General features: G+C 68.5%; 18 protein-coding genes. 15 read left to right on the top strand and 3 right to left on the bottom strand.

Translation table 11 applies throughout. From position 1 onward, the window contains the following. Window positions 1-73: 73 nt before the first annotated feature. Window positions 74-1,105 (bottom strand): XdhC family protein, encoded by a 1,032-nt coding sequence (locus FF090_RS16275; RefSeq protein ID WP_138857724.1) that lies wholly within the window; start codon window positions 1,103-1,105, stop codon window positions 74-76. Between the two features lie 192 nt (window positions 1,106-1,297). Here FF090_RS16275 and FF090_RS16270 point away from each other — a divergent pair, with 192 nt between their 5' ends. Together FF090_RS16270 and FF090_RS16265 are read left to right on the top strand one after the other, a co-directional pair. After that, complete coding sequence (locus FF090_RS16270; RefSeq protein WP_138857723.1) at window positions 1,298-2,443, top strand: RHS repeat domain-containing protein; 1,146 nt, start codon at window positions 1,298-1,300, stop codon at window positions 2,441-2,443. Between the two features lie 73 nt (window positions 2,444-2,516). After that, window positions 2,517-4,133: a M28 family peptidase gene (locus tag FF090_RS16265; protein WP_138857722.1), complete on the top strand. Its 1,617-nt coding sequence runs from the start codon at window positions 2,517-2,519 to the stop codon at window positions 4,131-4,133. 14 nt (window positions 4,134-4,147) lie between these two features. Here the strand turns inward: FF090_RS16265 and FF090_RS16260 are convergent, their stop codons facing one another. After that, a complete protein-coding gene (locus tag FF090_RS16260) occupies window positions 4,148-5,221 on the bottom strand; it encodes a questin oxidase family protein (RefSeq protein WP_138857721.1) in 1,074 nt (357 codons plus the stop codon). A 163-nt stretch (window positions 5,222-5,384) separates the two neighbouring features. Beyond that, on the bottom strand, window positions 5,385-10,199 hold the full coding sequence (locus FF090_RS16255) for an NAD-glutamate dehydrogenase (RefSeq protein WP_138857720.1): 4,815 nt from the start codon (window positions 10,197-10,199) through the stop codon (window positions 5,385-5,387). Between the two features lie 169 nt (window positions 10,200-10,368). Between FF090_RS16255 and FF090_RS16250 the strand changes: the two genes are divergently transcribed. From FF090_RS16250 to FF090_RS16190, 13 genes are all read left to right on the top strand, one after another. Continuing rightward, complete coding sequence (locus tag FF090_RS16250) at window positions 10,369-11,991, top strand: carboxyl transferase domain-containing protein (protein WP_138857719.1); 1,623 nt, start codon at window positions 10,369-10,371, stop codon at window positions 11,989-11,991. Between the two features lie 32 nt (window positions 11,992-12,023). Next, window positions 12,024-12,563, top strand: coding sequence for a GNAT family N-acetyltransferase (locus FF090_RS16245; RefSeq protein ID WP_138857718.1), 540 nt, complete (start codon window positions 12,024-12,026; stop codon window positions 12,561-12,563). Further along, window positions 12,560-13,351: an enoyl-CoA hydratase/isomerase family protein gene (locus FF090_RS16240; RefSeq protein ID WP_138857717.1), complete on the top strand. Its 792-nt coding sequence runs from the start codon at window positions 12,560-12,562 to the stop codon at window positions 13,349-13,351. The genes FF090_RS16245 and FF090_RS16240 overlap by 4 nt, the downstream gene beginning before the upstream one ends. Then, complete coding sequence (gene bioA / locus FF090_RS16235; RefSeq protein ID WP_138857716.1) at window positions 13,348-14,637, top strand: adenosylmethionine--8-amino-7-oxononanoate transaminase; 1,290 nt, start codon at window positions 13,348-13,350, stop codon at window positions 14,635-14,637. Before FF090_RS16240 ends, bioA begins: the two co-directional genes overlap by 4 nt. After that, entirely contained in the window at window positions 14,634-15,830 is a 1,197-nt protein-coding gene (locus FF090_RS16230) for an aminotransferase class I/II-fold pyridoxal phosphate-dependent enzyme (protein ID WP_375137386.1), read from the top strand. Before bioA ends, FF090_RS16230 begins: the two co-directional genes overlap by 4 nt. 3 nt (window positions 15,831-15,833) lie before the next feature. Then, on the top strand, window positions 15,834-16,406 hold the full coding sequence (locus FF090_RS16225; protein ID WP_138857715.1) for a hypothetical protein: 573 nt from the start codon (window positions 15,834-15,836) through the stop codon (window positions 16,404-16,406). 4 nt (window positions 16,407-16,410) lie between these two features. Continuing rightward, a complete protein-coding gene (gene bioD, locus FF090_RS16220) occupies window positions 16,411-17,115 on the top strand; it encodes a dethiobiotin synthase (RefSeq protein WP_138857714.1) in 705 nt (234 codons plus the stop codon). 1 nt (window position 17,116) lies between these two features. Beyond that, on the top strand, window positions 17,117-18,163 hold the full coding sequence (gene bioB / locus FF090_RS16215) for a biotin synthase BioB (RefSeq protein WP_138857713.1): 1,047 nt from the start codon (window positions 17,117-17,119) through the stop codon (window positions 18,161-18,163). A 19-nt stretch (window positions 18,164-18,182) separates the two neighbouring features. After that, window positions 18,183-18,560: a hypothetical protein gene (locus FF090_RS16210; protein ID WP_138857712.1), complete on the top strand. Its 378-nt coding sequence runs from the start codon at window positions 18,183-18,185 to the stop codon at window positions 18,558-18,560. Window positions 18,561-18,582: 22 nt separating this feature from the next. Further along, window positions 18,583-19,200 (top strand): DUF4126 domain-containing protein, encoded by a 618-nt coding sequence (locus tag FF090_RS16205; protein ID WP_138857711.1) that lies wholly within the window; start codon window positions 18,583-18,585, stop codon window positions 19,198-19,200. Next, window positions 19,197-19,547: a DUF3147 family protein gene (locus FF090_RS16200; RefSeq protein WP_138857710.1), complete on the top strand. Its 351-nt coding sequence runs from the start codon at window positions 19,197-19,199 to the stop codon at window positions 19,545-19,547. Before FF090_RS16205 ends, FF090_RS16200 begins: the two co-directional genes overlap by 4 nt. 308 nt (window positions 19,548-19,855) lie before the next feature. Further along, entirely contained in the window at window positions 19,856-21,601 is a 1,746-nt protein-coding gene (locus FF090_RS16195; protein ID WP_138857709.1) for a hypothetical protein, read from the top strand. Next, entirely contained in the window at window positions 21,591-22,157 is a 567-nt protein-coding gene (locus FF090_RS16190) for a nucleotidyltransferase family protein (protein WP_246071449.1), read from the top strand. Before FF090_RS16195 ends, FF090_RS16190 begins: the two co-directional genes overlap by 11 nt. The last annotated feature ends 18 nt before the right edge of the window (window positions 22,158-22,175 follow it).

Raw genomic sequence — 22,175 nt, 5'->3', positions numbered from 1 at the left:
TGACCTGGACCTTGCTGCCTGCAGGGTCCAGGTCCGTGCCGGTTGGGTCAGCTGTATTTGGACTCGCAGCGGGCTAGGCTGTTCCGCGCAAGCCCTTCTGCGGGGCCTGCGCGGCCTTGCCGCCCTCGACCTGGGCCTGCGGCGGCAGGGTGACGCCGTTCTTGCAGGCCACCAGCTCGGCCATGATGGACAGGGCGATCTCGGCCGGCGTCTTGCTGCCGATGTAAAGCCCCGCCGGGCTGCGCAGGCGCTCCAGCGCCTTGGCGTTCATGCCGAAGTGCTGGGCCAGGCGCTCGCGGCGCAGCAGGGCCGTCCGGCGCGAACCGATGGCGGCGACATAGAAGGCCTCGGACTGCAGCGCCTCCATCAGAGCCAGGTCGTCGATCTTGGGGTCGTGGGTGAGGGCGACGACGGCGGTGCGGGCGTCGGGACGCATGCGCTGCACGAGGTCGTCGGGCATCTCGGGGCTCACGGTCACGCCTGGCAGATTCCAGCTGGCCTGTTGCTCGGCGCGTGGATCACAAACCAGCACCTCAAATCCCAGGCTGCCGGCCATCTCGGCCATGAAGCGGGCCAAGTCCCCCGCACCAATCAGCAGCAGACGTGCGCGCGGACCGAAGGGGGTGATGAATTCCTCGCCCTCCTGGCGCGGCAGGCCATCGGCGTCTGCTGGCCGCAGGCTCACCTGCCCGCTGGTCAGATGCAGGCGGCGCTCGACACTCTGGCGCGCCGTGCAAGCGGCCAGCAGCTCCGGGATCAGGCTGTGTGCCTGCAGCGGCTCCAGCACCAACTCCACCGTGCCGCCGCAGGGCAGGCCAAAGCGGTGGGCCTGATCGGCCGAGACGCCGTAGCGCAGCAGCACCGGGCGCTGCCGTGCGCAGACCGCGTCAATGCCCTCATCGCGGATGCGTTGGATCAGATCGTCCTCAATGCACCCACCGGACACCGAACCCACGGTCTCGCCACGGGCATTGATGGCCATCAGCGAGCCCGGTGGCCGGGGCGATGAGCCCCAGGTGCGCGCCACCGTCACCAGGACGGCGGCCAGGCCGCCATCCCGCCACTGGGCGGCCTGGCGCAGAACCAGGGTGTCAAGGTCTTCCATGGGCTGATTCCATCGGCGGGCGTTCGAGCGGCTGGGTGTTCGTTTGGATCATTGTGTGATGAGCGGCCGCGACGGTCGGCATCTTGTCGGCGGGTTTTCGTCACTGAGTTCCCGGCGATCGAACCCTCTGCGCTGACAGTGCTGACCCGCCCATAGCTTCCATTTGACTGACTCCCTCAGCCCTCTACTTCCATGAACTTTCAGCGCTCCGTCCTGTTCTTGCTCACTGCGTTGGCCCTGGCCAGCGGCGCATCGGCCGAGCGCCTGCAGTACCACCGCCATATGGTGTTCCGCGAGTCCCCGATGGAGTCCCTGAAGGGTCGCCACGAGATCAGCGCCGAGCAGGCCCAGACCACCTTGCATCACCGCTTCCGCTACGACGACCAGGGGCGCCTGATTGAGGTGCGGCGCGCCGTGGGCGACAAGGTCACCCGCAATCCGGGCAGCTTCGAGGGCTTCTTCTGGTGGGCGCCGCAGCTGCGCATCGAGTACGCGCCGGGCAAAGAGATTCGCAGCTTCCACAACGAGGCTGGCGACCGCATCGCTGCCCATGGTGGGGTTTGGCGCATGGAGTTCACGCTGGACGCCCACGGCCGCCGCAGTGCGCTGCACTACTTCGACAAAGACGGCAAGCCCGTGGAGGGCGAATGGGGCGCGCACCGCTATGTCTGGGAGTACCCGGAGCCCGGCGTGGTGATCGAGTCACGCCACAAGCTCAACGGCGATTCGGCACCGGTGCGCTCGGACTTTCTGTTCCATCGCGTGCGCCTGGAGTTCGGCCACGATGATCTGCTGGACACCCTGTTCAACATCGACGCCCAGGGTGAGTTGGTGGCCACGGACTCGGGCTCGGCAGTGGACCGCATCGTTTATGACCCCTGGGGGAGCTTTGTGCGCTGGCAGGTCTACGACCTACAGCGCCGCCCCAAGAACGGCAACGCGCCGAGGGTGGCCATGGGCGAGCATGTGTACGACGCCCTGGGTCAGGCCCTCATGCTGCGCGGTTTTGGCGAGCAGGGCGAGGACCGGGCCATGGTCGGCTCGGATGGCCCCATGACCTTCGAGTACGACCGCCACGGCAACCTGACGCGCCAGCAACTGCGCAATATGCAGGGCGCGCTGAACTTCGAGAGCAGGCTCACCTATAGCGCCGATGGCAGCCGCTTGGAGTGGGTGCGCTACTTCGATGGCCAGGGCCAGCCCAGCTCGCCCCCGGGCCTGCCAGCGGCGCTGGCCGGCATGGTGGCGCAGCAACTGCAGTACGACGCACGCGGCCTGCGCACTGCACCGATCCGTTATGGGGCCGATGGCAGGCCGCTGGGGGCGCGGGCGTCGTGATGGTGGGGTGGGGCAAGGCCAGGCAAAGGCTCTAATGAGCGCCTTGTCTGAGATCCGCCCTGCTGCCCTGCCCATGCAAAGCCCCCTCACGCTGACCGTTTCGCTGCTGCTCTGTTTAGCAAGTGCTTTGCCCGTGGCGGCGGAGCCCACTCCCGTCCAAGAGGGCAGCCTGCGCGCCCACCTGGCGCTGCTGGCGTCGGACCTGTTCGAGGGCCGAGGCACCGGCCAGCGCGGCGGGGATCTGACCGTCGCCTACTTGGAGACCCAGGCCCAGGTGCTGGGTCTGCAGCCGGCCGCGCCGGGCGGCAGCTACCGGCAGGCGGTGCGTTTGCTGGGCACGCGCACCTTGCAGGCGCAAAGCCCGCTGCACATTGAGGGCGGGCAGGCGGCAGCGCCGCTGCTGAAGTTCGGCACGGATTGGGTCTATGCCAGTGCCAACGGACAGGCCCTCAACACTTTTGCCGACGAGCTGGTGTTTGCCGGCTACGGCATCCATGCACCCGAGGAGCGCTGGGACGACTTCAAGGGCCAGGACCTGCGCGGCAAGTTGTTGATCGTGTTGGCCAACGACCCTTACGCCACCGAGGCCGAACCCCATCGCTTCGCCGGCAAGGCCATGACGATCTACGGCCGCCGGGGCTACAAGGCCGAGGAGGCCTTGCGCCGTGGTGCCAAGGGCGTGCTGGTGCTGCACACCGAGGCCTCGACCTTGACTTCTTGGGGTGTGGTCAGCCAAGGCACTTTGGGTGAGCAGTTCCAGCTTGACGGCGCCAACCCCGGCCTGCCCCTGCAGGGTTGGATCAGCGAGCCGGCGGCCCGCCAGCTCTTTACCGCCGCTGGCCTGGACCTGGATGCGTTGCGCGCCCAGGCCGAGACCCGTGAGTTCCAACCCGTGGCGCTGGGCCTGCGCGTGCGCGGCGAGGTTCATTCGGCGCTGCGACGCCTGGAGCAGTTCAATGTGGCTGGCCTGGTGCCGGGCCACGACCCCAAGCTCAGGGATGAGTTGGTGATCTACACCGCGCATTGGGATCACCTGGGCGTCACGACGAATGAGCGCGGCGAGACGCAGATCTTCAACGGCGCGGTGGACAACGCCTCGGGCACGGCCGCGCTGCTGGCCATGGCCCAGGCCGCCGTGCGCCAGCCGGCACGGCGCAGCCAGATGTTTCTGTGGGTGGCGGCCGAAGAGCAGGGCCTGCTGGGCAGCGCCTGGTACACCCAGCAGCCGCTCTGGCCCCTGAGCCGCACCGCCGCCAACCTCAATCTGGACACGCTCAACTTCGTCGGCCGCACGCGCGACATTGGCGCCCATGGCGCCGAGCGCAGCGATCTGGGCGCCTTGGCCGCGCAGGTGGCCGGCACGATGGGCCTGAGCATCGCGCCGCCGCGCGTCGATGTGGGCGGCTACTTTTTCCGCAGCGACCACTTCAGCTTTGCCAAGGCGGGCGTGCCGGCCTTTTCGGTCAGCAGCGGCGGCCAGTACCTCGATGCCTCACCCGCCGTGGCCGAAAAGCGCCGCGCCTACAGCCAGCGCTACCACCAGCCCAGCGACCGCTACGACCCGAGCTGGGATCTGGCCGGCATGCGCGAGCAAGCTCAGTACACCCTGAACCTGGGCCGCGCGGTGGCCGATGCCGAAGCCCTGCCGGTTTGGCGGGCGGGTGACCCCTTTGGCGCGGTGAAGCGCTGAGAGTCTGTGATCCTTCAAGAGGCCGTGGCCGGGCGACCATGGCCATGCGCCAGCAAGAGCCGCACCGCCTGACGCCAGCGCGGGTCCGGCCGGCGTCCATCTTCTTGCCAGCAGGCGTGGGCCAGCTTGATCACGTGCTCGTCGCTGCGCGTCAGCGCGTCCGCCTTCAGGCTGGCCCAGTCCGGCAGAGGTTGGGGCATGGCCTCTTCCGGCAGCCATTGCAGGCGCGCGGCCAGCCAGCCGGTGAGCAGCGCGCGCGCCAGGATGTCCTGCAGCGCTTCGTGGGCGCCGTTCGCCGGGAGCAGGGGCAGCAGAACCCTTAGAGCGCGCAGGCCGGTGATGAGGTGCAGCACCGTGAAGTTGCGGCTGTGCAGATAAATGTGCAGGGCCAGGTCCTGTAGCTCGTCAACCCGCTCAGCCAGGTTTGGCGCCGGTGCCAGGGCCTCGGCCCAGCGGGTGTAGCAGGGGCTCAGGGTGGCCGCCTGCACCCGCCAGGTGATCATGGGCAGGTCGCTGCGCCAGCCCCCCGCATCCGCCCGCCAAGCCGTCACCCAGTCGGCCAGTGCCAGGCGTGCTTCGGGCGCTTGGCCCGGGGGCAGGGTTTCGTACCAGGCCGCCCAGGTGGCCAGGGCGGCCGCCAACTCGTCTTGCAGGCCCGCCTCATAGGCATGGGCGGTGCGGATCAGTCCGTGGAAGGCGAAGGCATGCCAACCCGGCAGCAAGGCTGGCAAATGCTCGGTCAGGACGGCATCCGCGCTGGCGCCCGCCAGGCGCTCGCGGAAGTAGGCCAGCAACACCGGATAGGCCTCGCGCTGCCCGCGCCAAGCCAACCAGCCCTGCGGTTGGCGGGCCAGTGCGGGCAGGGGTTGGGTTGCGGGCGCCGGCTCTAGCTTGCCGCTTTCATGGGCGAACAGGGCTTGCAAACGGGCCTCGCTGGCGCCCAGTTCCCAGGCCGCATGCAGGGCCATGGGCAGGTGGTTGCTCATGGCGCCGTCATAGTGCGGCCCAAAGGCCAGCGCATCTTTCAGCAGGCGGTGCAGGGTGGTCCGCGGCGTGGTGGCCGCGGCGACAGGGGCGGTGGAGTTCATGGCGTCAAACAGCCTTCAAGTTGCAGTGCCGCGATCTTGAAAGTTCAAGCGCACTTCAACGCAAGCTGTCTTTGCCCACCCCTTGCCGTGCTTCCGCCAGGCCAGGCGCTTGTGCTGGGCCGGTGGGCCGGGCCGGGCTTGCCTCGCCCGGCCGGCCCCCTCCTCAAACGAGGTTGCGCAACTCCCGCATCGCCACCGACAGCATGGCCAGATCCGCCTGCCGCGTCTCGGCCAGATCGGCCAGCAGGCGCTGGGCGCGTTCCAGGGTGGCGGCATTGAGTTGCTGCCAACGGGCCAGCATCTCGTCGAGCGAGCCGCTGCCGCCTGCCAGAACGTCCTGCGACAGCTGGCGTTGCAGGCTGGCGAGGTCGTCGCCCAGCGCGCTCTTGGCGCGGCTTTCCCAGTAGCTGCTGGCGGGCAGTTGCTCGATCAGTGCGGCCAGGCGCGAGAGGCCGAGCTGGCGTGCCACAGCCACGTGCACGGCGCTCACTTCATCAAAGCCGCGCTGCACCGAATCCGCCACCTCGGCCACATCCAGCGCCGAGAGCAGGGACTCGGCCGCCGCCACGCGCGCGGCCAGCGCGGCAGGCACGCCGGCGCTGATCCAGCGCTGCGCGCGCTCGCTGGCCTGGGCCTCGGGCGCCAGACGGGCCGCCAGCGCGCTGACGGCCGGTTGCAGGCGCTCGATGGTGGGTTGCAGGGCCTCACCCAGCCGGCGCGAGCGCAGGAACCAGGTGGTGGCGCGAGAGGTGAGCTGACCTTCCTCGATCAGCAGCTCGGCCTGGATGGCGTCGGGCACCTTGTTGTCCAGCGCCTCGACCTGCTGCCACAGCGGCACATGGCCGAACACCTCGCGCGCCATCAGGTAGGCGCGCACCACCTGAGCGGGCTTGGCGCCGGTCATCTCCACCAGCCGGTGCACATAGGTGGCGCCGACGCGGTTGACCATGCTGTTCAGCACATGGGTGGCAATGATTTCGCGCTTCAGCGGGTGGCGCGGGATGTAGCTGCCCAACTGCTCACGCAGCGGCACCGGGAAGTAGCGCTGCAGCGCGGTGGCCACCCAGGGGTCCTCGGGCAGGTCGCTGTTCATGATCTCGTCGAACAGCCACATCTTGCTGTAGGCCAGCAGCACGGCGCGCTCGGGCGTGGTGAGCTGGCCGCCCGCGGCCTTGCGCTCGGCGATCTCGTCCTCACTGGGCAGGAACTCGATGGCGCGGTTCAGGCGCCCGGCCTTTTCCAGGAAGCGCATGAAGCGGGCCTCTTGCTCCAGCAGCGCCTTGCCCAGCCGGTTGGTGACGGACAGCACCTGGGTCTGGAAGGTGTTGTCGCGCAGCACGAGCTGGGCGACTTCGTCGGTCATCTGGGCCAGCAGGGTGTTGCGCTGCTTCTCGGTCATCTCGCCATCGGCCAGGGCCAGGCCGAGCAAGATCTTGATGTTGACCTCGTGGTCCGAGGTGTCCACCCCGGCCGAGTTGTCGATGGCGTCGGTGTTCAGACGCACGCCGGCTTGCGAGGCCTCGATGCGGCCGCGCTGGGTGAAGCCCAGGTTGCCGCCTTCGCCCACCACCTTGCAGCGCAGCTCATTGCCATTGACGCGCAGCGCGTCGTTGGCGCGGTCGCCCACCTGGGCGTGGCTTTCGCTGCTGGCCTTCACATAGGTGCCGATGCCGCCGTTGTAGAGCAGGTCCACCGGGGCCTTGAGCAGCGCATGCATCAGCTCCAGCGGCGTCAGGCGCTCGGCGGCTATGCCCAGACGTTCGCGCACCTGGGGCGAGAGCGGAATGGACTTTTCGCTGCGCGACCACACGCCGCCGCCCTCGCTGATCAAGTTGCTGTCGTAGTCGGCCCAGCTGGAGCGGGGCAGGGCGAACAGGCGCTGGCGCTCGGCGAAGGAGGTGGCGCAGTCGGGGTTGGGGTCCAGGAAGATGTGGCGGTGGTCAAAGGCGGCCAGCAGCTGGATCTGGGTGGAGAGCAGCATGCCGTTGCCGAACACATCGCCCGACATATCGCCCACCCCCACCACGGTAAAGGGCTGGGTCTGGCAGTCGTGCCCCATCTCGCGGAAGGCGCGCTTGACCGACTCCCAGGCGCCGCGGGCGGTGATGCCCATGGCCTTGTGGTCGTAGCCCACGCTGCCGCCGCTGGCAAAGGCGTCGCCCAGCCAGTGGCCGTACTCCAGGCTCACGGCGTTGGCGAAGTCGCTGAAGGTGGCCGTGCCCTTGTCGGCCGCCACCACCAGGTAGGCGTCGTCCGGGTCGTGGCGGTGGATGTGCGGCGGCGGGACGACCTTGCCGCCGACCAGGTTGTCGGTCAGGTCCAAGAGGCCGCGCAGGTAGTTCTGGTAGCAGGCCACGCCTTCCTTCATGAAGGCCTCGCGGTCGCTGGGGTTGGGTCCATTCGGCGGCGCCTTCTTCAGCACGAAGCCGCCCTTGGAGCCCACCGGCACGATCACGGTGTTCTTCACCATCTGGGCCTTCACCAGGCCCAGCACCTCGGTGCGGAAGTCTTCCAGGCGGTCGCTCCAGCGCAGGCCGCCGCGCGCCACCTTGCCGCCGCGCAGGTGCACGCCCTCGAAGCGCGGGGCGTAGACAAAGATCTCGAACAGCGGGCGCGGCTCGGGCAGGCCGGGCACGCGGGCGCAGTCGAACTTGAAGCTGAGGAATTCGCGGCGCGGACCGGCTTCGCCGCTATGGCCCTTGCCGGTGCGCCAGAAGTTGGTGCGCAGCGTGCACTGGATGAGCGCCAGCAGCTGGCGCAGCACGCGGTCTTCGGACAGGCCGCTGACCTTTTCGAGCGCCAGCTCGATGGCGCGCACCTGCGAGGCCTCGCCCTCGGGGTTGGCGTTCACCGGATCAAAGCGCAGCTTGAAGAGCTGCACCAGCATGCGCGCGATGGGGGCATGGCTGGCCAAGGTGGCCTCGATGGTGGACTGGCTGAGTGCAAAGCCGATCTGCTTGCAGTACTTGGCATAGGCCCGCAGGATCACCACGTCCTCGGACGGCAGCCCGGCGCGCAGCACCAGCTTGTTGAAGTCGTCGTTCTCGACCTGGCCGGCAAAGACCTGGGTGAAGGCCTGCTCAAACAGCGGGGCCATGGTCTGCACATCGATGTGGTCGGGCACCTGGGCGCGCAGGTCGAAGTCGTGCACGGCCACCCGGCCAGCGGCGATGCGGTGGTTGTGCTCGCCCATCACGCGCACGCCCATGTGCTCCAGCATCGGCAGGCTGTCGGACAGCACCACCGCGCCGCCCAGGCGGTAGACCTTGAAGCCCCACTGGTCGGGCTCGGCCCCCAGCGGCCGGTACAGCGCCACGGCCACCGGGTTCTCGGGGCTGAGTTGCGCGAACTTGCGCACATCGGCCACGGCGGCGCGCGCTGGTACGCGGGCGCGGTAGTCGGCTGGGATGCTGTCTTCCCAGGCCTTGAACAGGGCCAGGCCCCGGGCCTCGCCCTCGGCTTCCACCAGGGCGTCGCGCAGCTGGTCGCTCCAGCGCCGCGCGGCGGCGGCCAGCTTGGTTTCCAGGTCCTTGCGGTCGTACTCAGGGATGGCGCCGGGCGTGGTGCGCACCGAGAAATGGATGCGCGCCAGGCCGGCCTCGCCCAGCATCACCTCGAACTCGGCGCTGATGCCGGCAAAGGCCGCCATCAGGATGTCGTGGATGCGCATGCGCAGCTCGGTGCCGAAGCTCTCGCGCGGCACATAGACCAGGCAGGAGATGAAGCGGTCGAAGGGGTCGCGGCGCAGGAACAGGCGCAGGCGCTGACGGTCGCCCAGGGCCAGGATGCCCATCGCGGTTTCGAACAGCTCGGCCTCGCTGCCCTGCAGCAGCTCGTCGCGCGGGTAGGTCTCCAGGGTGTGCGCCAGCGCCTTGGCGCGGTGCGAGCCCTTGGGGTAGCCGGCGCGGCGGGCAATGGCTTCCACCTTGCCGCGGATCAGCGGCGTCTCGGCCACCCGCGCCATATAGGCGGTGGAGGTGTAGAGGCCGAGGAAGCGGTGCTCGCCCACCACCTCGCCGGCGGCGTTGTAGCGCTTCACGCCCACATAGTCGGTGTAGCCCGGGCGGTGCACGGTGCTGCGCTTGTTGGCTTTGGTGACCACCAGCACCGGCAGCGGCGCGCGTGCCAGGGCCTTGGCCTCGCGTGGCAGCACCGAGAAGCTGGCGGAGCGCTGCTCCTCGGCGCTCTCGCGCAGCACGCCCAGGCCGGAGCCCGGCACCAGGTGCAGCACTTCCTCGCCGTCTTCGCTGCGCAGCTCGTGCTGGCGGTAGCCCTGCAGGGTGAAGTGGTCGTCGGCCAGCCAGTTCAGGAAGTCGCGGCTCTCGGCCACGGCGGCCGGATCCACCGAGGGCGGCACCCGGTCCAGCTCGGCAATCGCCTCGGCCAGGCGCGCCAGCATGGGCTTCCAGTCCGTCACCGAGGCGCGCACATCGGCCAGCACGGACTCGATGCCCTGCACCAGGGCCTGGCGGCGCTCCACATCGACGATGCGGTCCACCTGAATCTGCATCCAGCTCTCGCGCGGCAGATCGCCCGCCTCGGCCGGGCGGGCCAGCTGCGTCAGGTTGCCGGCGCCATCGCGGGCCACGGCAAAGATCGGGTGGACGATGAAGTGCAGGGTCAGACCCTGGCGATTGATCTCCACCGTGGTGGAGTCCACCAGGAAGGGCATGTCGTCATTGACGATCTCCAGCACCGAATGGCGTGCGGCCCAGCCGTCTTCGCCCACATTCGGATTGATCAGCCGCACCTTGGGGCCGCCGGGCGCGCGCTGCTGACCGAACTGCCAGTGCGACAGCAGGGCGCCGGCCAGGTCCTCGGCGCTTTCCTGCGCCAGGTCGTCGGCATCGAATTGGCTCAGGCAATCCTGGGCGAAGACGCTGAATGCCGCGCGACGTTCGGCACTCAGTCTGGCCGTGGCAATGGCATCGATCTGGGCGAGGCGTTCGGCCCGCAGGCTGTCGTTGGCTGCTTCCATGGGGTTTCCTTTTTCGATGCCGGGCATCCTAGTGCCGGGCAGCAGGGGTGGTCATGCCGGCTGCGAAACAGGCGATGCGTCTGATGCCTCACCCCGGCCCCGGAGTCTCCGACTTGCCCGACCGATCGGTCAGGCGAGAATGCCGGCCCCTGCGACGCCCCTCTCCGTCATGGCTCAGATCACCAGCAAGCTCAATCCCCGTTCCGCCGACTTCCAGGCCAGCGCTCAAGCCATGCAGGCGCTGCTGGATGATCTGCACGCCAAGCTCGCCCGCATTGCCCAAGGCGGCGGCGAGGCCGCGCGGGCCAAGCACACGGCGCGCGGCAAGCTGTTGCCGCGCGACCGCGTGCAGCTGCTGCTGGACGCCGACTCGCCCTTCCTTGAAGTGGCACCCCTGGCGGCACTGAATGTCTACAAGGAGAAGGACGGCAGCGACTCGGCCCCGGCCGCAGGCGTCATCACCGGCATCGGCCGTGTGGGCGGCGTGGAATGCATGATCGTGTGCAATGACGCCACGGTGAAGGGCGGCACCTACTACCCGCTGACCGTGAAGAAGCATCTGCGGGCGCAGGAGATTGCGCAGCAAAACCGCCTGCCCTGCATCTATCTGGTGGACAGCGGCGGCGCCAATCTGCCGAATCAGGACGAGGTCTTCCCGGACCGCGATCACTTTGGCCGCATCTTTTTCAACCAGGCCAATATGAGCGCCCTGGGCATCCCGCAGATCGCGGTGGTGATGGGGTCCTGCACGGCCGGCGGCGCTTACGTGCCGGCGATGAGCGACGAGACCATCATCGTCAAGAACCAGGGCACCATCTTCCTGGGCGGCCCGCCGCTGGTGAAGGCCGCCACCGGTGAGGTGGTGAGCGCCGAGGACCTGGGCGGTGGCGATGTGCACACGCGCCTCTCAGGCGTGGCCGACCATCTGGCCGAGAACGACACCCATGCCCTGGCTCTGGCACGCCAGGTGGTGGGCAGCCTGAATTGGGCCAAGACCCATGGCCTCAAGCTGCAGGCCCCCGAGGCTCCGGCCTACGACCCGGCCGAGCTGCACGGCGTGATTCCCACCGACACCCGCAAGCCCTTCGACGTGCGCGAGGTGATCGCCCGCGTGGTCGACGGCTCGAAGTTCGACGAATTCAAGAGCCGCTACGGCGCCACCCTGGTGTGCGGCTTTGCGCACATCGAGGGCATGCCGGTGGGCATCGTCGCCAACAACGGCATCCTGTTCGCCGAGAGCGCGAACAAGGGCGCGCACTTCATCGAGCTGTGCTGCCAGCGCAAGGTGCCCCTGGTCTTCCTGCAGAACATCACCGGCTTCATGGTGGGGCGCAAGTACGAAAACGAAGGCATTGCCCGCGCCGGCGCCAAGATGGTGACGGCCGTGGCCTGCGCCGCGGTTCCCAAGTTCACGGTCATCATTGGCGGCAGCTTCGGCGCCGGCAATTACGGTATGTGCGGCCGCGCCTACAGCCCGCGCTTCCTGTGGATGTGGCCCAACGCCCGCATCTCGGTGATGGGCGGCGAGCAGGCTGCATCCGTGTTGGCCACCGTCAAGCGCGACGGCCTGGAGGCCAAGGGCGGTCAGTGGAGCGCCGACGAAGAAGAAGCCTTCAAGGCGCCCATTCGCCAGCAGTATGAAGAGCAGGGCCATCCCTATTACGCCAGTGCCCGGCTGTGGGACGACGGCGTGATCGACCCCGCTGACACGCGGCGCGTGCTGGCCCTGGGCCTGTCGGCCGCACTGAACGCGCCGATCCCTGAAACCAAGTTCGGCGTGTTCCGGATGTAAGGCCCGCGCGGCCCGAACCGGGCCGCCATCGCATGGAACCGATTTCGATACAGCCCTGGGGCCCGGAGCACAGCCCGGAGCAACTCACTTCCCTGCTGCACCGGGCCTATGCCACGCTGGCGGCGCAGGGCTGGAATTTCACGGCAGCGAATCAGTCGGTGGAAGTCACCCGCCAACGCATCGCCCAGGGCCAAACCTGGGTGGCGCAGCGCGCGGGCGAATGGGTGGGCACGGTGCAGGTGCGCGGCCCCAAACCGGCGGATGAAAACTATCTGTTGGACCCCGCGCCAGCGCTCTACACGCAGGCCGGTACGGCCATCCTCTCGCAGCTGGCCGTGCACCCGGACTGCCGCGGGCAGGGCCTGGCCGAGCGCTTGATGGATGCGGCCGAGGCCTGGGCCAAGGCACAGGGCTTCCAGCGCGTGGCCCTGGACACCGCGCTACCGGCGCAGGCCCTGCGCGCTCGTTATCAGCGGCGCGGCTATGTGGAACAGGGGCAGCTGCAGTGGACCGGCAAGACCTATGCCTCGGTGCTGATGTGCAAAGCTTTGAACGACAAGGAGGCGGCATGACCGCAACCCTCAAGATCGATGAACAGGGCGCCGTCGCCCGCGTCACCCTGAACCGCCCCGAGGTGCGCAACGCCTTCAACGACGGCGTGATTGCCGAACTTACGGCCGCCTTTGTCGAACTCGGTGGGCGCAGCGACTTGCGGGTCATTCAACTGGTCGCCGAAGGCAAGGCCTTCTGCGCCGGCGCGGACCTGAACTGGATGCGTGCCATGGCCGACTACTCCTGGGAAGAAAACCACCAGGACGCCGGCCGCCTGGCGCAGATGCTGTGGACGATCTATCGCTGCCCCATTCCCGTGATTGCGCGCGTGCAGGGTGATGTCTATGCCGGTGGCGTGGGCCTGGTGGCCTGTGCCGACATCGTGGTCAGCACGGCTGCCGCAGGCTATTGCCTGAGCGAGGCCAAGCTGGGCCTGCTGCCGGCCACCATAGGTCCCTATGTGGTCAAGGCCATCGGCGAGCGCCAGGCGCGGCGCTACTTCACCACGGCCGAGCGTTTCGACGCCGCCACCGCTAAAGCGTTGGGCCTGGTGCACGAAGTGGTGCCGGGTGTTGAGGCCCTGGACGCCAAGGTGGCCGAACTGACCGGGCTGCTCTGTGCCAATGGGCCGGCCGCCGTGCGCGCCTGCAAGAAGCTGGCGCTGGACCTGGCCGAGGCCGAGTTGACGGAAGCGACCCGCGATGACACGGCCCGACGCATTGCCGACATCCGCGCGTCAGCGGAAGGGCGTGCTGGGGTGCAAAGCTTCCTGAACAAGCAGCCCCTGCCCTGGACCTTGAGCGAATGAATTCCGGCAAAGACCTGGCCGCGCGCAGCCGCGCGGCCGTCTGGCATCCCTGCACCCAGATGGCGCGGCTGGATGCCGTGCCGCCGCTGCCTATCGCGCGCGGTGAGGGGCCCTGGCTGATCGATACCGAGGGCCGCCGCTACTTCGACGCCAACAGTTCCTGGTGGGTGAACCTGTTCGGCCATGCCGACGCTGGCCTGGCCGAGGCCATTGCGCATCAGGCCCGCACCTTGCCGCATGTGATGCTGGCCGGCTGCACGCACGCGCCGGCGGTGGAGCTGGCGGAGCGCTTGAGCGCGCGCACCGGCGGCGCCCTGGGCCATGCCTTCTTCGGCAGCGACGGCGCCAGCGCCACCGAGATCGCGCTGAAGATGAGCGCGCACTACTGGCGCAATCTGGGGCAGCCGCAGAAGTGCGAGTTCATCGCGCTGGCGGGCGGCTATCACGGCGAAACGCTGGGGGCGCTCTCGGTCACCGATGTGGCGATCTTTCGCGATGCCTACGCGCCGCTCTTGCGCGCCACCCACCTGGCCCCGGCCCTGCACGAGGCCGGCGCGCTGGCGGCCATCGAGGCCAAGCTGCTTGAACTGAAGGGGCGCTGCGCGGCGGTCATCGTCGAGCCCTTGATCCAGGGGGCCAGCGGCATGCGCATGCACGGGCCGGAAGCCCTGCGCGAACTGCGCGCGCTGTGCACCCGCTACGGCGCGCACCTGATCGCCGATGAGATCGCCGTGGGCTGCGGCCGCACTGGGACCTTCTTTGCTTGGGAGCAGGTCAGCACAGCAAGCTGGCCCGACTTTGTACTGCTGAGCAAGGGCATCACCGGCGGCACCCTGCCGCTGTCCCTGGTGCTGACCACAGACACCGTGTTCGAGGCCTTCCTCTCGCCCGAGGTGGCGCGCGGCTTTTTGCACTCGCATTCCTACACCGGCAATGCCATTGCCTGCGCGGCGGCCAACGAGGTGCTGCGGCGCATGGAGGCTGTCTTGCCCACCTTGCCGGCTCAGGCCAAGCACCTGCGCGAAGCCTTTGCGCCTTTGCTGGCCGACCCGCGCGTGGAGGCCGGGCGCCAGACGGGGATGGTGCTGGCCTTTGATGTGCGTGCTGAGGTGGCGGGCGAGCGCTTTGCGGAAACCTTCCACCTCGTTGCGCGCGCGCACGAGCTCTTGATCCGCCCCATCGGTCGCAGCGTCTATCTGATGCCGCCCTATGTTATCGATGCGCCCACCGCCCAGTGGTTGGCGCAGCAGGTGCGCGCCACGCTCGACGAGGTTTGCCCGCGGTGAGCCTGTTCGATCGCTTTCGGGCGCGGCTGGATGAACGTGCGGCGCAGGATCTGAGCCGCACGCGGCGCCTCGCCGGCTCGCCCACCGCACCTCGCCAGCGCGTGGACGGTCGCGAGCTGCTGCTGTTCTGTTCAAACGATTACCTGGGCCTGGCCGACCACCCGGAGCTGATTGCCGCCCTGCAAGAAGGCGCGGCGCGCTGGGGCGTTGGTGCAGGGGCCTCGCACTTGATCAGCGGCCACAGTGAGGCGCATGAGGCGCTGGAGGCCGAGCTGGGCGCTTGGGCACGCGACTGCATTCCCGAGGCGCGGGCCCTCACCCTGTGCACCGGCTATATGGCCAATCTGGCCCTGCTCACCGGCCTTGCCGACCGCGAGGACGCCGAGCTGTTTTCCGAGCGCCTGAACCACGCCAGCCTGATCGACGGCGCGCGCCTCGCCAGAGCGCGCAAGAGCATTTATGCCGACCTGGACCAGCTGGAGGCCCAGCTGCGCGCCTCCACGGCCGCCACCAAGCTGATCGTCACGGACGCCGTGTTCAGCATGGACGGCCATCTGGCCCCGCTGCGCGAATTGCTGGCCCTGGCCGAGTGCTTTGATGCCCTGCTGCTGGTGGACGACGCCCATGGCTTTGGCGTGCTGGGCCCACGCGGGCGCGGCAGCCTGGCCCACTGTGGCCTGCGCAGCGAGCGCCTGGTGTGGATGGGGACGCTCGGCAAGGCGGCCGGTGTGGCGGGGGCCTTTATCGCCGCCCACCCGACGCTGATCGAATGGCTGCTGCAGACCAGCCGCCCCACCATCTTCACCACCGCCAGCCCGCCGGCCCTGGCCCATGCGCTCTTGAAGTCGCTGGCCTTGATTGAGGGCGAGGAGGGCGAGCGCCGCCGTGCGCAGCTGGAGCTGCTGCGCGATCAGCTGGCCACAGGGTTGGCGCCCCTCGCCGCCACGCGTGGCTGGCAGCTGCCGGCCAGCGACACACCGATCCAGCCGCTGATCGTGGGCGAAAACGCCGCCGCACTGGCGCTCTCAGGCCAGCTGGAGGCGGCCGGCCTCCGCGTGCCGGCCATCCGCCCGCCTACGGTGCCGGCGGGCACGGCGCGCTTGCGCATCACGCTGTGTGCGGATCACCGCAGCGAAGACTTGAATGCGCTCATGCTGGCGTTGTCAGCGTTCGAGCCGTTTCAAGGAGGTTGACGCGTGTTTCAAGAGCATGAACTCAGAGGGCTCGCGGACTGGCAAGTCTTGGATGGCTTCAGTGAGGCCTCAGCAGGCAAAGCAGTGGGCGTATTTGCAAGTGCCGTCGAATCGCGTGGTCCCTTCAAAGCGGACATCCGCGGGAATAGCTACAACAGCTACGAGGGGGTGTACGTGTATCGGCCTGAGCTGGTGGTTCGCGAAGCTGGGGTGTTGGATGGGCGTCCGTACGTGCGGCACCGGTTTCCCAGTTTGGTCTTCTATTTTTCCTTGTTCGCGCCAGTCGTGGCCTTCGGTCGTACGGAGTGGGATAAACAGATCTACGACGACGGCGGACCGTATGGTTGTTGGGGCTTCGGTGGATTGGACTTGCCTCAGTGTTTGAAGCTAGAGGATCTCGAGCCCGGACCTTTTCGCTCCGCCATCGAGCACGCAATTGGACTGTCGGGCTATCGCTGTCTAACGCCACAGGAATTGCACCAACCTATGCCCAGCTGGTTTGAGCCGCTGCAGCGCAGCGAGGGGCTAGAGCCCTGGGATCGCTTGTTTCACCTGTTATTCCAGTTCAACGATTAGGGCCATGACCGGAACCTACTTCATCACCGGCACCGACACCGAGATTGGCAAGACCACCTGTACCGCCGCGCTCACCCATGCGGCCGCCCAGCGCGGCCTGCGCGCGGCGGGCTTGAAGCCGGTGGCCGCAGGGCAGGAGCTGCGTGCGGGCCGCTGGGTCAACGAGGACGTGGCGCTGCTGCATGCCGCACAGACGGTGGGTCTGACCGAGCAGGAGATCGGCCCCATTCAGCTGCGCACGCCCTGCGCCCCGCACCTGGCCGCGCGCCTGGAGGGGCGGCCCATCCGTCGCGCCGAGGTGTTGGCCGCGCTGCGCGCGCCGCTGCCCAAGCTGGACCTCGCCTTCGTCGAGGGTGTGGGTGGTTTCCGCGTGCCCTTGGACGAGGAGGCTCGTTGGGACAGCGCCGATCTGGCCCGTGATTTGGCCGCACCGGTGATCCTGGTCGCGGGCCTGCGTCTGGGCTGCATCAACCACGCGCTGCTCACGGCCGAGGCTGTTTCGGCACGCGGTCTGACCCTGGCCGGATGGATCGCCAACACCGTGGACGGCCAGATGCTGCAACACGGCGAAAATCTCGCCACCTTGCGGGCCTTGCTGCCCGCACCCTGCCTGGGCGCCATCCCGCGCCTGGACTCCCCGACCCCCGAGGCGGTGGCCGCCTATTTCGATGCCGCCGCTCTGGACCGATTGTTGTTGAACAAGGACTGATATGAACGCGCCCGTGCAACCCATCCATCTGCACCGCCCCGTGAAGGCGGCCGAGGGAGCCTGGTCGGTGGCCGAGGTCGAGGCCTTGTTCGCGCTGCCCTTTATGGAGCTGATCCACCGCGCGCAAGCCGTGCATCAGGAACATCAGCCCAAGAACCAGGTGCAGCTCTCGACCCTGCTGTCCATCAAGACCGGCGGCTGCGAGGAAGATTGCGCCTACTGCCCGCAGTCCAGCCACTACGACACCGGCCTGGAGGCCGAGAAGCTCTTGGACCTGAGTGAAGTGAAGGCCGCGGCCGAGGCCGCCAAGTCCAAGGGTGCCACGCGCTTTTGCATGGGCGCGGCCTGGCGTTCGCCCAAGGACCGCCACATGGAACAGCTGATGGCCATGGTGCGCGAGGTCAAGGGCCTGGGCCTGGAAACCTGCGTGACCGCCGGCATGCTCAAGGCCGAACAGGCCGTGCAGCTGCGCGAGGCCGGGCTGGACTACTACAACCACAACCTGGACACCTCGCCCGAGTTCTACGGCGAGATCATCACCACCCGCACCTACCAGGACCGCCTGGACACCCTGGAGGCCGTGCGCGCCACCGGCATGAAGGTGTGCAGCGGCGGCATCGTGGGCCTGGGCGAGAGCCGCACCCAGCGCGCCGGCCTGGTGGCCCAGCTGGCCAATCTGAACCCGCCGCCCGAGTCCGTGCCCATCAACAACCTGGTGAAGGTGGAAGGCACGCCGCTGGCCAAGAACGAAGACCTCGATCCCTTCGAGTTCGTGCGCACCATCGCCGTGGCCCGCATCACCATGCCGCACAGCATGGTGCGCCTGTCGGCCGGCCGCGAGCAGATGGACGAAGCCCTGCAGGCCCTGTGTTTCATGGCCGGTGCCAACTCCATCTTCTACGGCGAGAAGCTTCTGACCACCGGCAACCCCCAGGCCGAGGCCGACCGCCGCCTGCTGGAGCGCCTGGACCTGAGCGTGGCCGAGGTGCAGGAGACCGTGACCGAGCAGCGCGACGCGCACGCAGGTTGCGGGTGCGGACCGGTCTGAAGAGACTCGCCGCGCGCCCATGCTGGAGGTCTTGTTCGAACTCTTCGGCGAGCTGCTGCTGAACGTCTTTGGTGAGCTCTTCGTGGAACTGGGCCTGCGCGGTCTGGCCCAACCCTTCGAGCGCAAGCCGTCGATCTGGTGGTCGGCCATCAGCTACGCGCTGTTGGGTCTGGCCTTGGGCGGCTTGAGCCTGCTGATCTGGTCCGACAGCCTGGTGCCCCCGGCCTGGCGCCTGCCCAACCTGATCGTGACGCCCATCGTGGCCGGCGCGCTGATGCACGCCCTGGGCCGCTGGCGCGAGGGGCGGGGCCAGGCCCTGCTGCGCATCGACCGCTTCGGCTGCGGCTGGCTGTTTGCCTTCGCCTTCGGCCTGGTGCGCTACTTCTTCGCGGTGTAAAGGCCGGCCGCAGAATGCGGCCATGCCTGATCTGGATACGCCACAACTCCTGGCCCTGGCCGCTTCGCTCGGCTGGGCCAGCGGCATGCGGCTCTATGCCGTGGTCTTTCTTACCGGTCTGGCAGGTCAGCTGGGCTGGGTGAACCTGCCCACGGGCTTGCAAGTGCTGCAGACCCCGCTGCTGCTCTGGGGCAGTGGCGGCCTGATGCTGGTGGAGTTCCTGGCCGACAAGATCCCTTGGGTCGATAGCGCCTGGGATGCGCTGCACACCCTCATTCGCATCCCTGCCGGCGCGGCCCTGGCCTATCAGGTGTTCGGCGGCGGCGATGCCCAGGGCTGGGCGCTGCTGGCCGGCTTGATGGGCGGTGGTCTGGCGGCGGGTGCGCATCTGGCCAAGGCCACCACGCGGGTGGCGGTCAACCATTCGCCCGAACCCTTCTCCAACATCGGCCTGTCCTTGCTGGGCGATCTGACCGTGCCCGGCCTGCTCTGGTTGGGCTGGACCCACCCCTGGGCCCTGGCCGGTGTGTTGACGGTGTTGGCGGTGCTGGCCGGCGCCCTGATCTGGACCCTGTGGCGTTTCGTGCGCGGGCTGTGGTCACGTGGTTGGAGTCAGCGCCGCCAGGGGGCTGTGGCATGAGCTGGCTGCTGACCAAGTACGCGATCACGGCCGCTCTGGTGGTCCTGATCGGCGAGGCCGTGCGCCGCAGCGACCGCCTGGGCGGCCTGATCGGGGCGCTGCCCTGGGTAACGGTGCTGGCGCTGATCTGGATGCATGTGGAAGGCCAGCCGAGCGAGAAGCTGGCGCGCCATGCGCAGTACACGCTTTGGTATGTGCTGCCCACCTTGCCGATGTTCGTGGTCTTCCCTTGGCTGCTGCCGCGCTGGGGCTTCTGGCCCACGCTGGCGGCTAGCAGCGCGGTGGGCCTGGTCGGGTTCGTGGCGTTTGCGGCCTTGGTGCGGCGCTGGGGCATCGAGCTCTGGTGAGGCAAGGGAGGGTCTGCAACCCCCCTGCGCCCGCGCCAAGACTTTTCGGGATGAGGGCCAAGGCGCGAGCCGCAGCTCAGGCTGGTGGCCTGAGCAAGGCTTGCAACGCCGGCCAGCGCCCGACAAGTCTTTGGCCCGCACGGGTTTGCGAGATAACCGGCCGTCTCGGTCGTTGGCGCGCTCGGCTGTCGGACGGCGAGTCCGACCTTCGCGCGCCGTCTACGATCCGGCCGGTTCTCTCGCAAACGCGGGCTGCATGGGGATTGCGGACCCTCCCTAAACTGCGCCCCCACTCAGAGGGGGGATGCATGAAGAAGCGTTTTCGCAGGCCGTTGTTGCGCGCCGGCTTGGGGGTGTGGCTGGCGGCTGCGGCCCAGATGGCTTGGGCCAATACCCCCGAGTTGTTGATCCAGGGTAGCTTGGCCAAAGACGGCAGCCTGCTGATGCGCTACCAGCCACCGGCGGGCGTGCAAGAGCTGCCCTTTTGGCCGCCCACGCCGCATGGGGCCCAGGCCTGGCGCAAAAAGATGGCGAGCGCTGCCGACGACTGCACCGAACTTCTGCCCAGCGCACTGCGCCTGCGCGCGGGCTGCAAAGCCGCCACCCTGCGCGTCCGGCCCGAGGTCTTGAATGCCTACGCCACCTATGAGCCGGCGCAGCCGCAGGCCGATGGCTCGGGCGTGCTGCTGCACACCGGGCATTACGCGGTGCTCTTGCCCGGCACGGCTCTGCGCTGGCAGTGGCAGGCGCCCGCGGTGCTGCAGCGCGGTGCGCAGCATCGGGGCGAGGTGAACCTGGCCCTGGGTGCCGCCGAGGTGGATGCGGAACTGCAGAACAGCGGCTACGAGAACCAGCGTCGGCTGGGCTTGGCCGAGTATGTGTTCCTGGGGCAGCGGCCGGCCCAGGACCTGGGCGGTGCCTGGCTGATGATGGATGCCAAGGTGCTGGCGGATCAGGCGAAGCGGATCCGCCAGGATCTGCTGGGCAGTGTGCAGGCCTACTCAAAGGCCTATGGTCAGGCGCTGCCGGGTTCGGGGGCCTTGGTGGTGACGCTTTCCGAACTGCCGGGCTTTCATGGCGACACCACCCCGGGCCGCATGATGCGGCTGCGCCTGCCGCGCGATGCCAGCACCCTGTCGCCCGAGGATCTGGGCCTGTTCGTGGCCCATGAGGCCGGGCACTGGTGGAACTCAGGCCTGTATCGCTCCGACGCCTCGCGGCCCTGGCTGCACGAGGGCCACGCCGAGTGGATGGCCCTACTGCAGCAGGCCCAGACCGGCCAGTTGGCCCCGCAGCGCTGGGTGGAGCGCGTGGAGGCCTATGTGAATGCCTGCCTGGCCGCCCGGGGCGATCAGGTGGCGGCCAAGCTCCCCACCGGCCGGCGCGGGAGCGAGGACTACGCCTGCGGCGTCAGCCTGATGCAGCTGGCGCAGGCGGTGCATGCCAGTCGCTTGCCTGGGCCTGAAACGCTGCTGAAGCGACTGGCGAGCCTGCATGCCGGTGGCGCCGAGCTCACGGTGGCGCGCCTGCAGGCTTGGGCCGATGGAGATCATTCGGGTTGGTTGCAGCGACTGCTGCTGGACCCCGAGCAGGGTTTCGCTTCCGGCTTGATCGCTGCGATGCAGGCGGTCGGCCTGGCGGAATCGCTGGCTCTTGAGGGTAGTGAGCCGCTCAATGCGGGCCTGCGCCGTTCGATGGCCACGGAGTTGACGCGGCAGCTGATGAAGGCCGACTGCGCTGGTGCCAGCAGCTTCTGGTCCATGAACGACGGTGCCCAGTTGGACGCGGACATGCGCTGCAGCACCTTGCGCCTGGGGCAGCGCCTCACGCATCTGCAGGGCCGCAGCTTGGTGCGCGAGCCGGTCGAGGCCTGGGACGCTGTGCATGCGGCCTGCCAGCGCGGCGACGCGATCCAGGCGGGCTATGCCGATGGCGGCAAGAGTCAGCAGCCCTGCCTCCCAATCTTCCCGGCCCGCAGCTTGCGAACGGTGCTGAAGCTCAGGGCCGATGCGCCGAAGCGCTGGGGATTCAGCGAGCCGGTCCTTGGGCGCTGAGTCCGCGCGCCTGCTGGAGTGGGTGCGCGCCAGCCCCTGGCTGATGCAGGCCCTGCAGTTCGCCCGCGAGCTGGGCCTGCGGGACTGGGCCATCGGCGCGGGCAGCCTGCGCAATCTTGTGTGGGATGCCCTGCATGGACATCCGCTGGATCGGCTGCCGGCCGATGTGGACCTGGTGTTCTTCGATTCTGATGAGCCGCGCAGCGATGCCGAGTTGCAGGCGCTGCTGAATCAGCGCTGCCCCGGCTTGCCTTGGGAAGTGACCAACCAGGCGCGGGTGCACGAGTGGTTTGAAGTCGAGTTCGGTCATGCGGTGGCGCCGCTGCATTCATTGGAAGAGGCGGTGGCCAGTTGGCCCGAGTTCTGCACGGCGCTGGCCGTGCGCCTAGAGCCTGATGACGCGCTGAAGCTGATCGCGCCCCTGGGTCTGGACGATTTGTTCGCCTGCCGCGTGCGGCGCAACCCGCGCCGGGTCAGTGTCGACACCTATCGCAAGCGCTGCGCGAGCAAACGCTATGCCGAGCGCTGGCCCAAGGTGAGCGTGTTGCCGCCCTGAGTCCTCGATACTTCGGGT

Origin of the sequence: Inhella inkyongensis, from assembly GCF_005952805.1 — a bacterium.
In the GTDB taxonomy this organism is placed as follows: Bacteria; Pseudomonadota; Gammaproteobacteria; order Burkholderiales; family Burkholderiaceae_C; genus Inhella; species Inhella inkyongensis.
The sequence above is the reverse complement of the archived record's forward strand: the minus strand, read 5'-3'. Positions and strand labels throughout refer to the sequence as shown.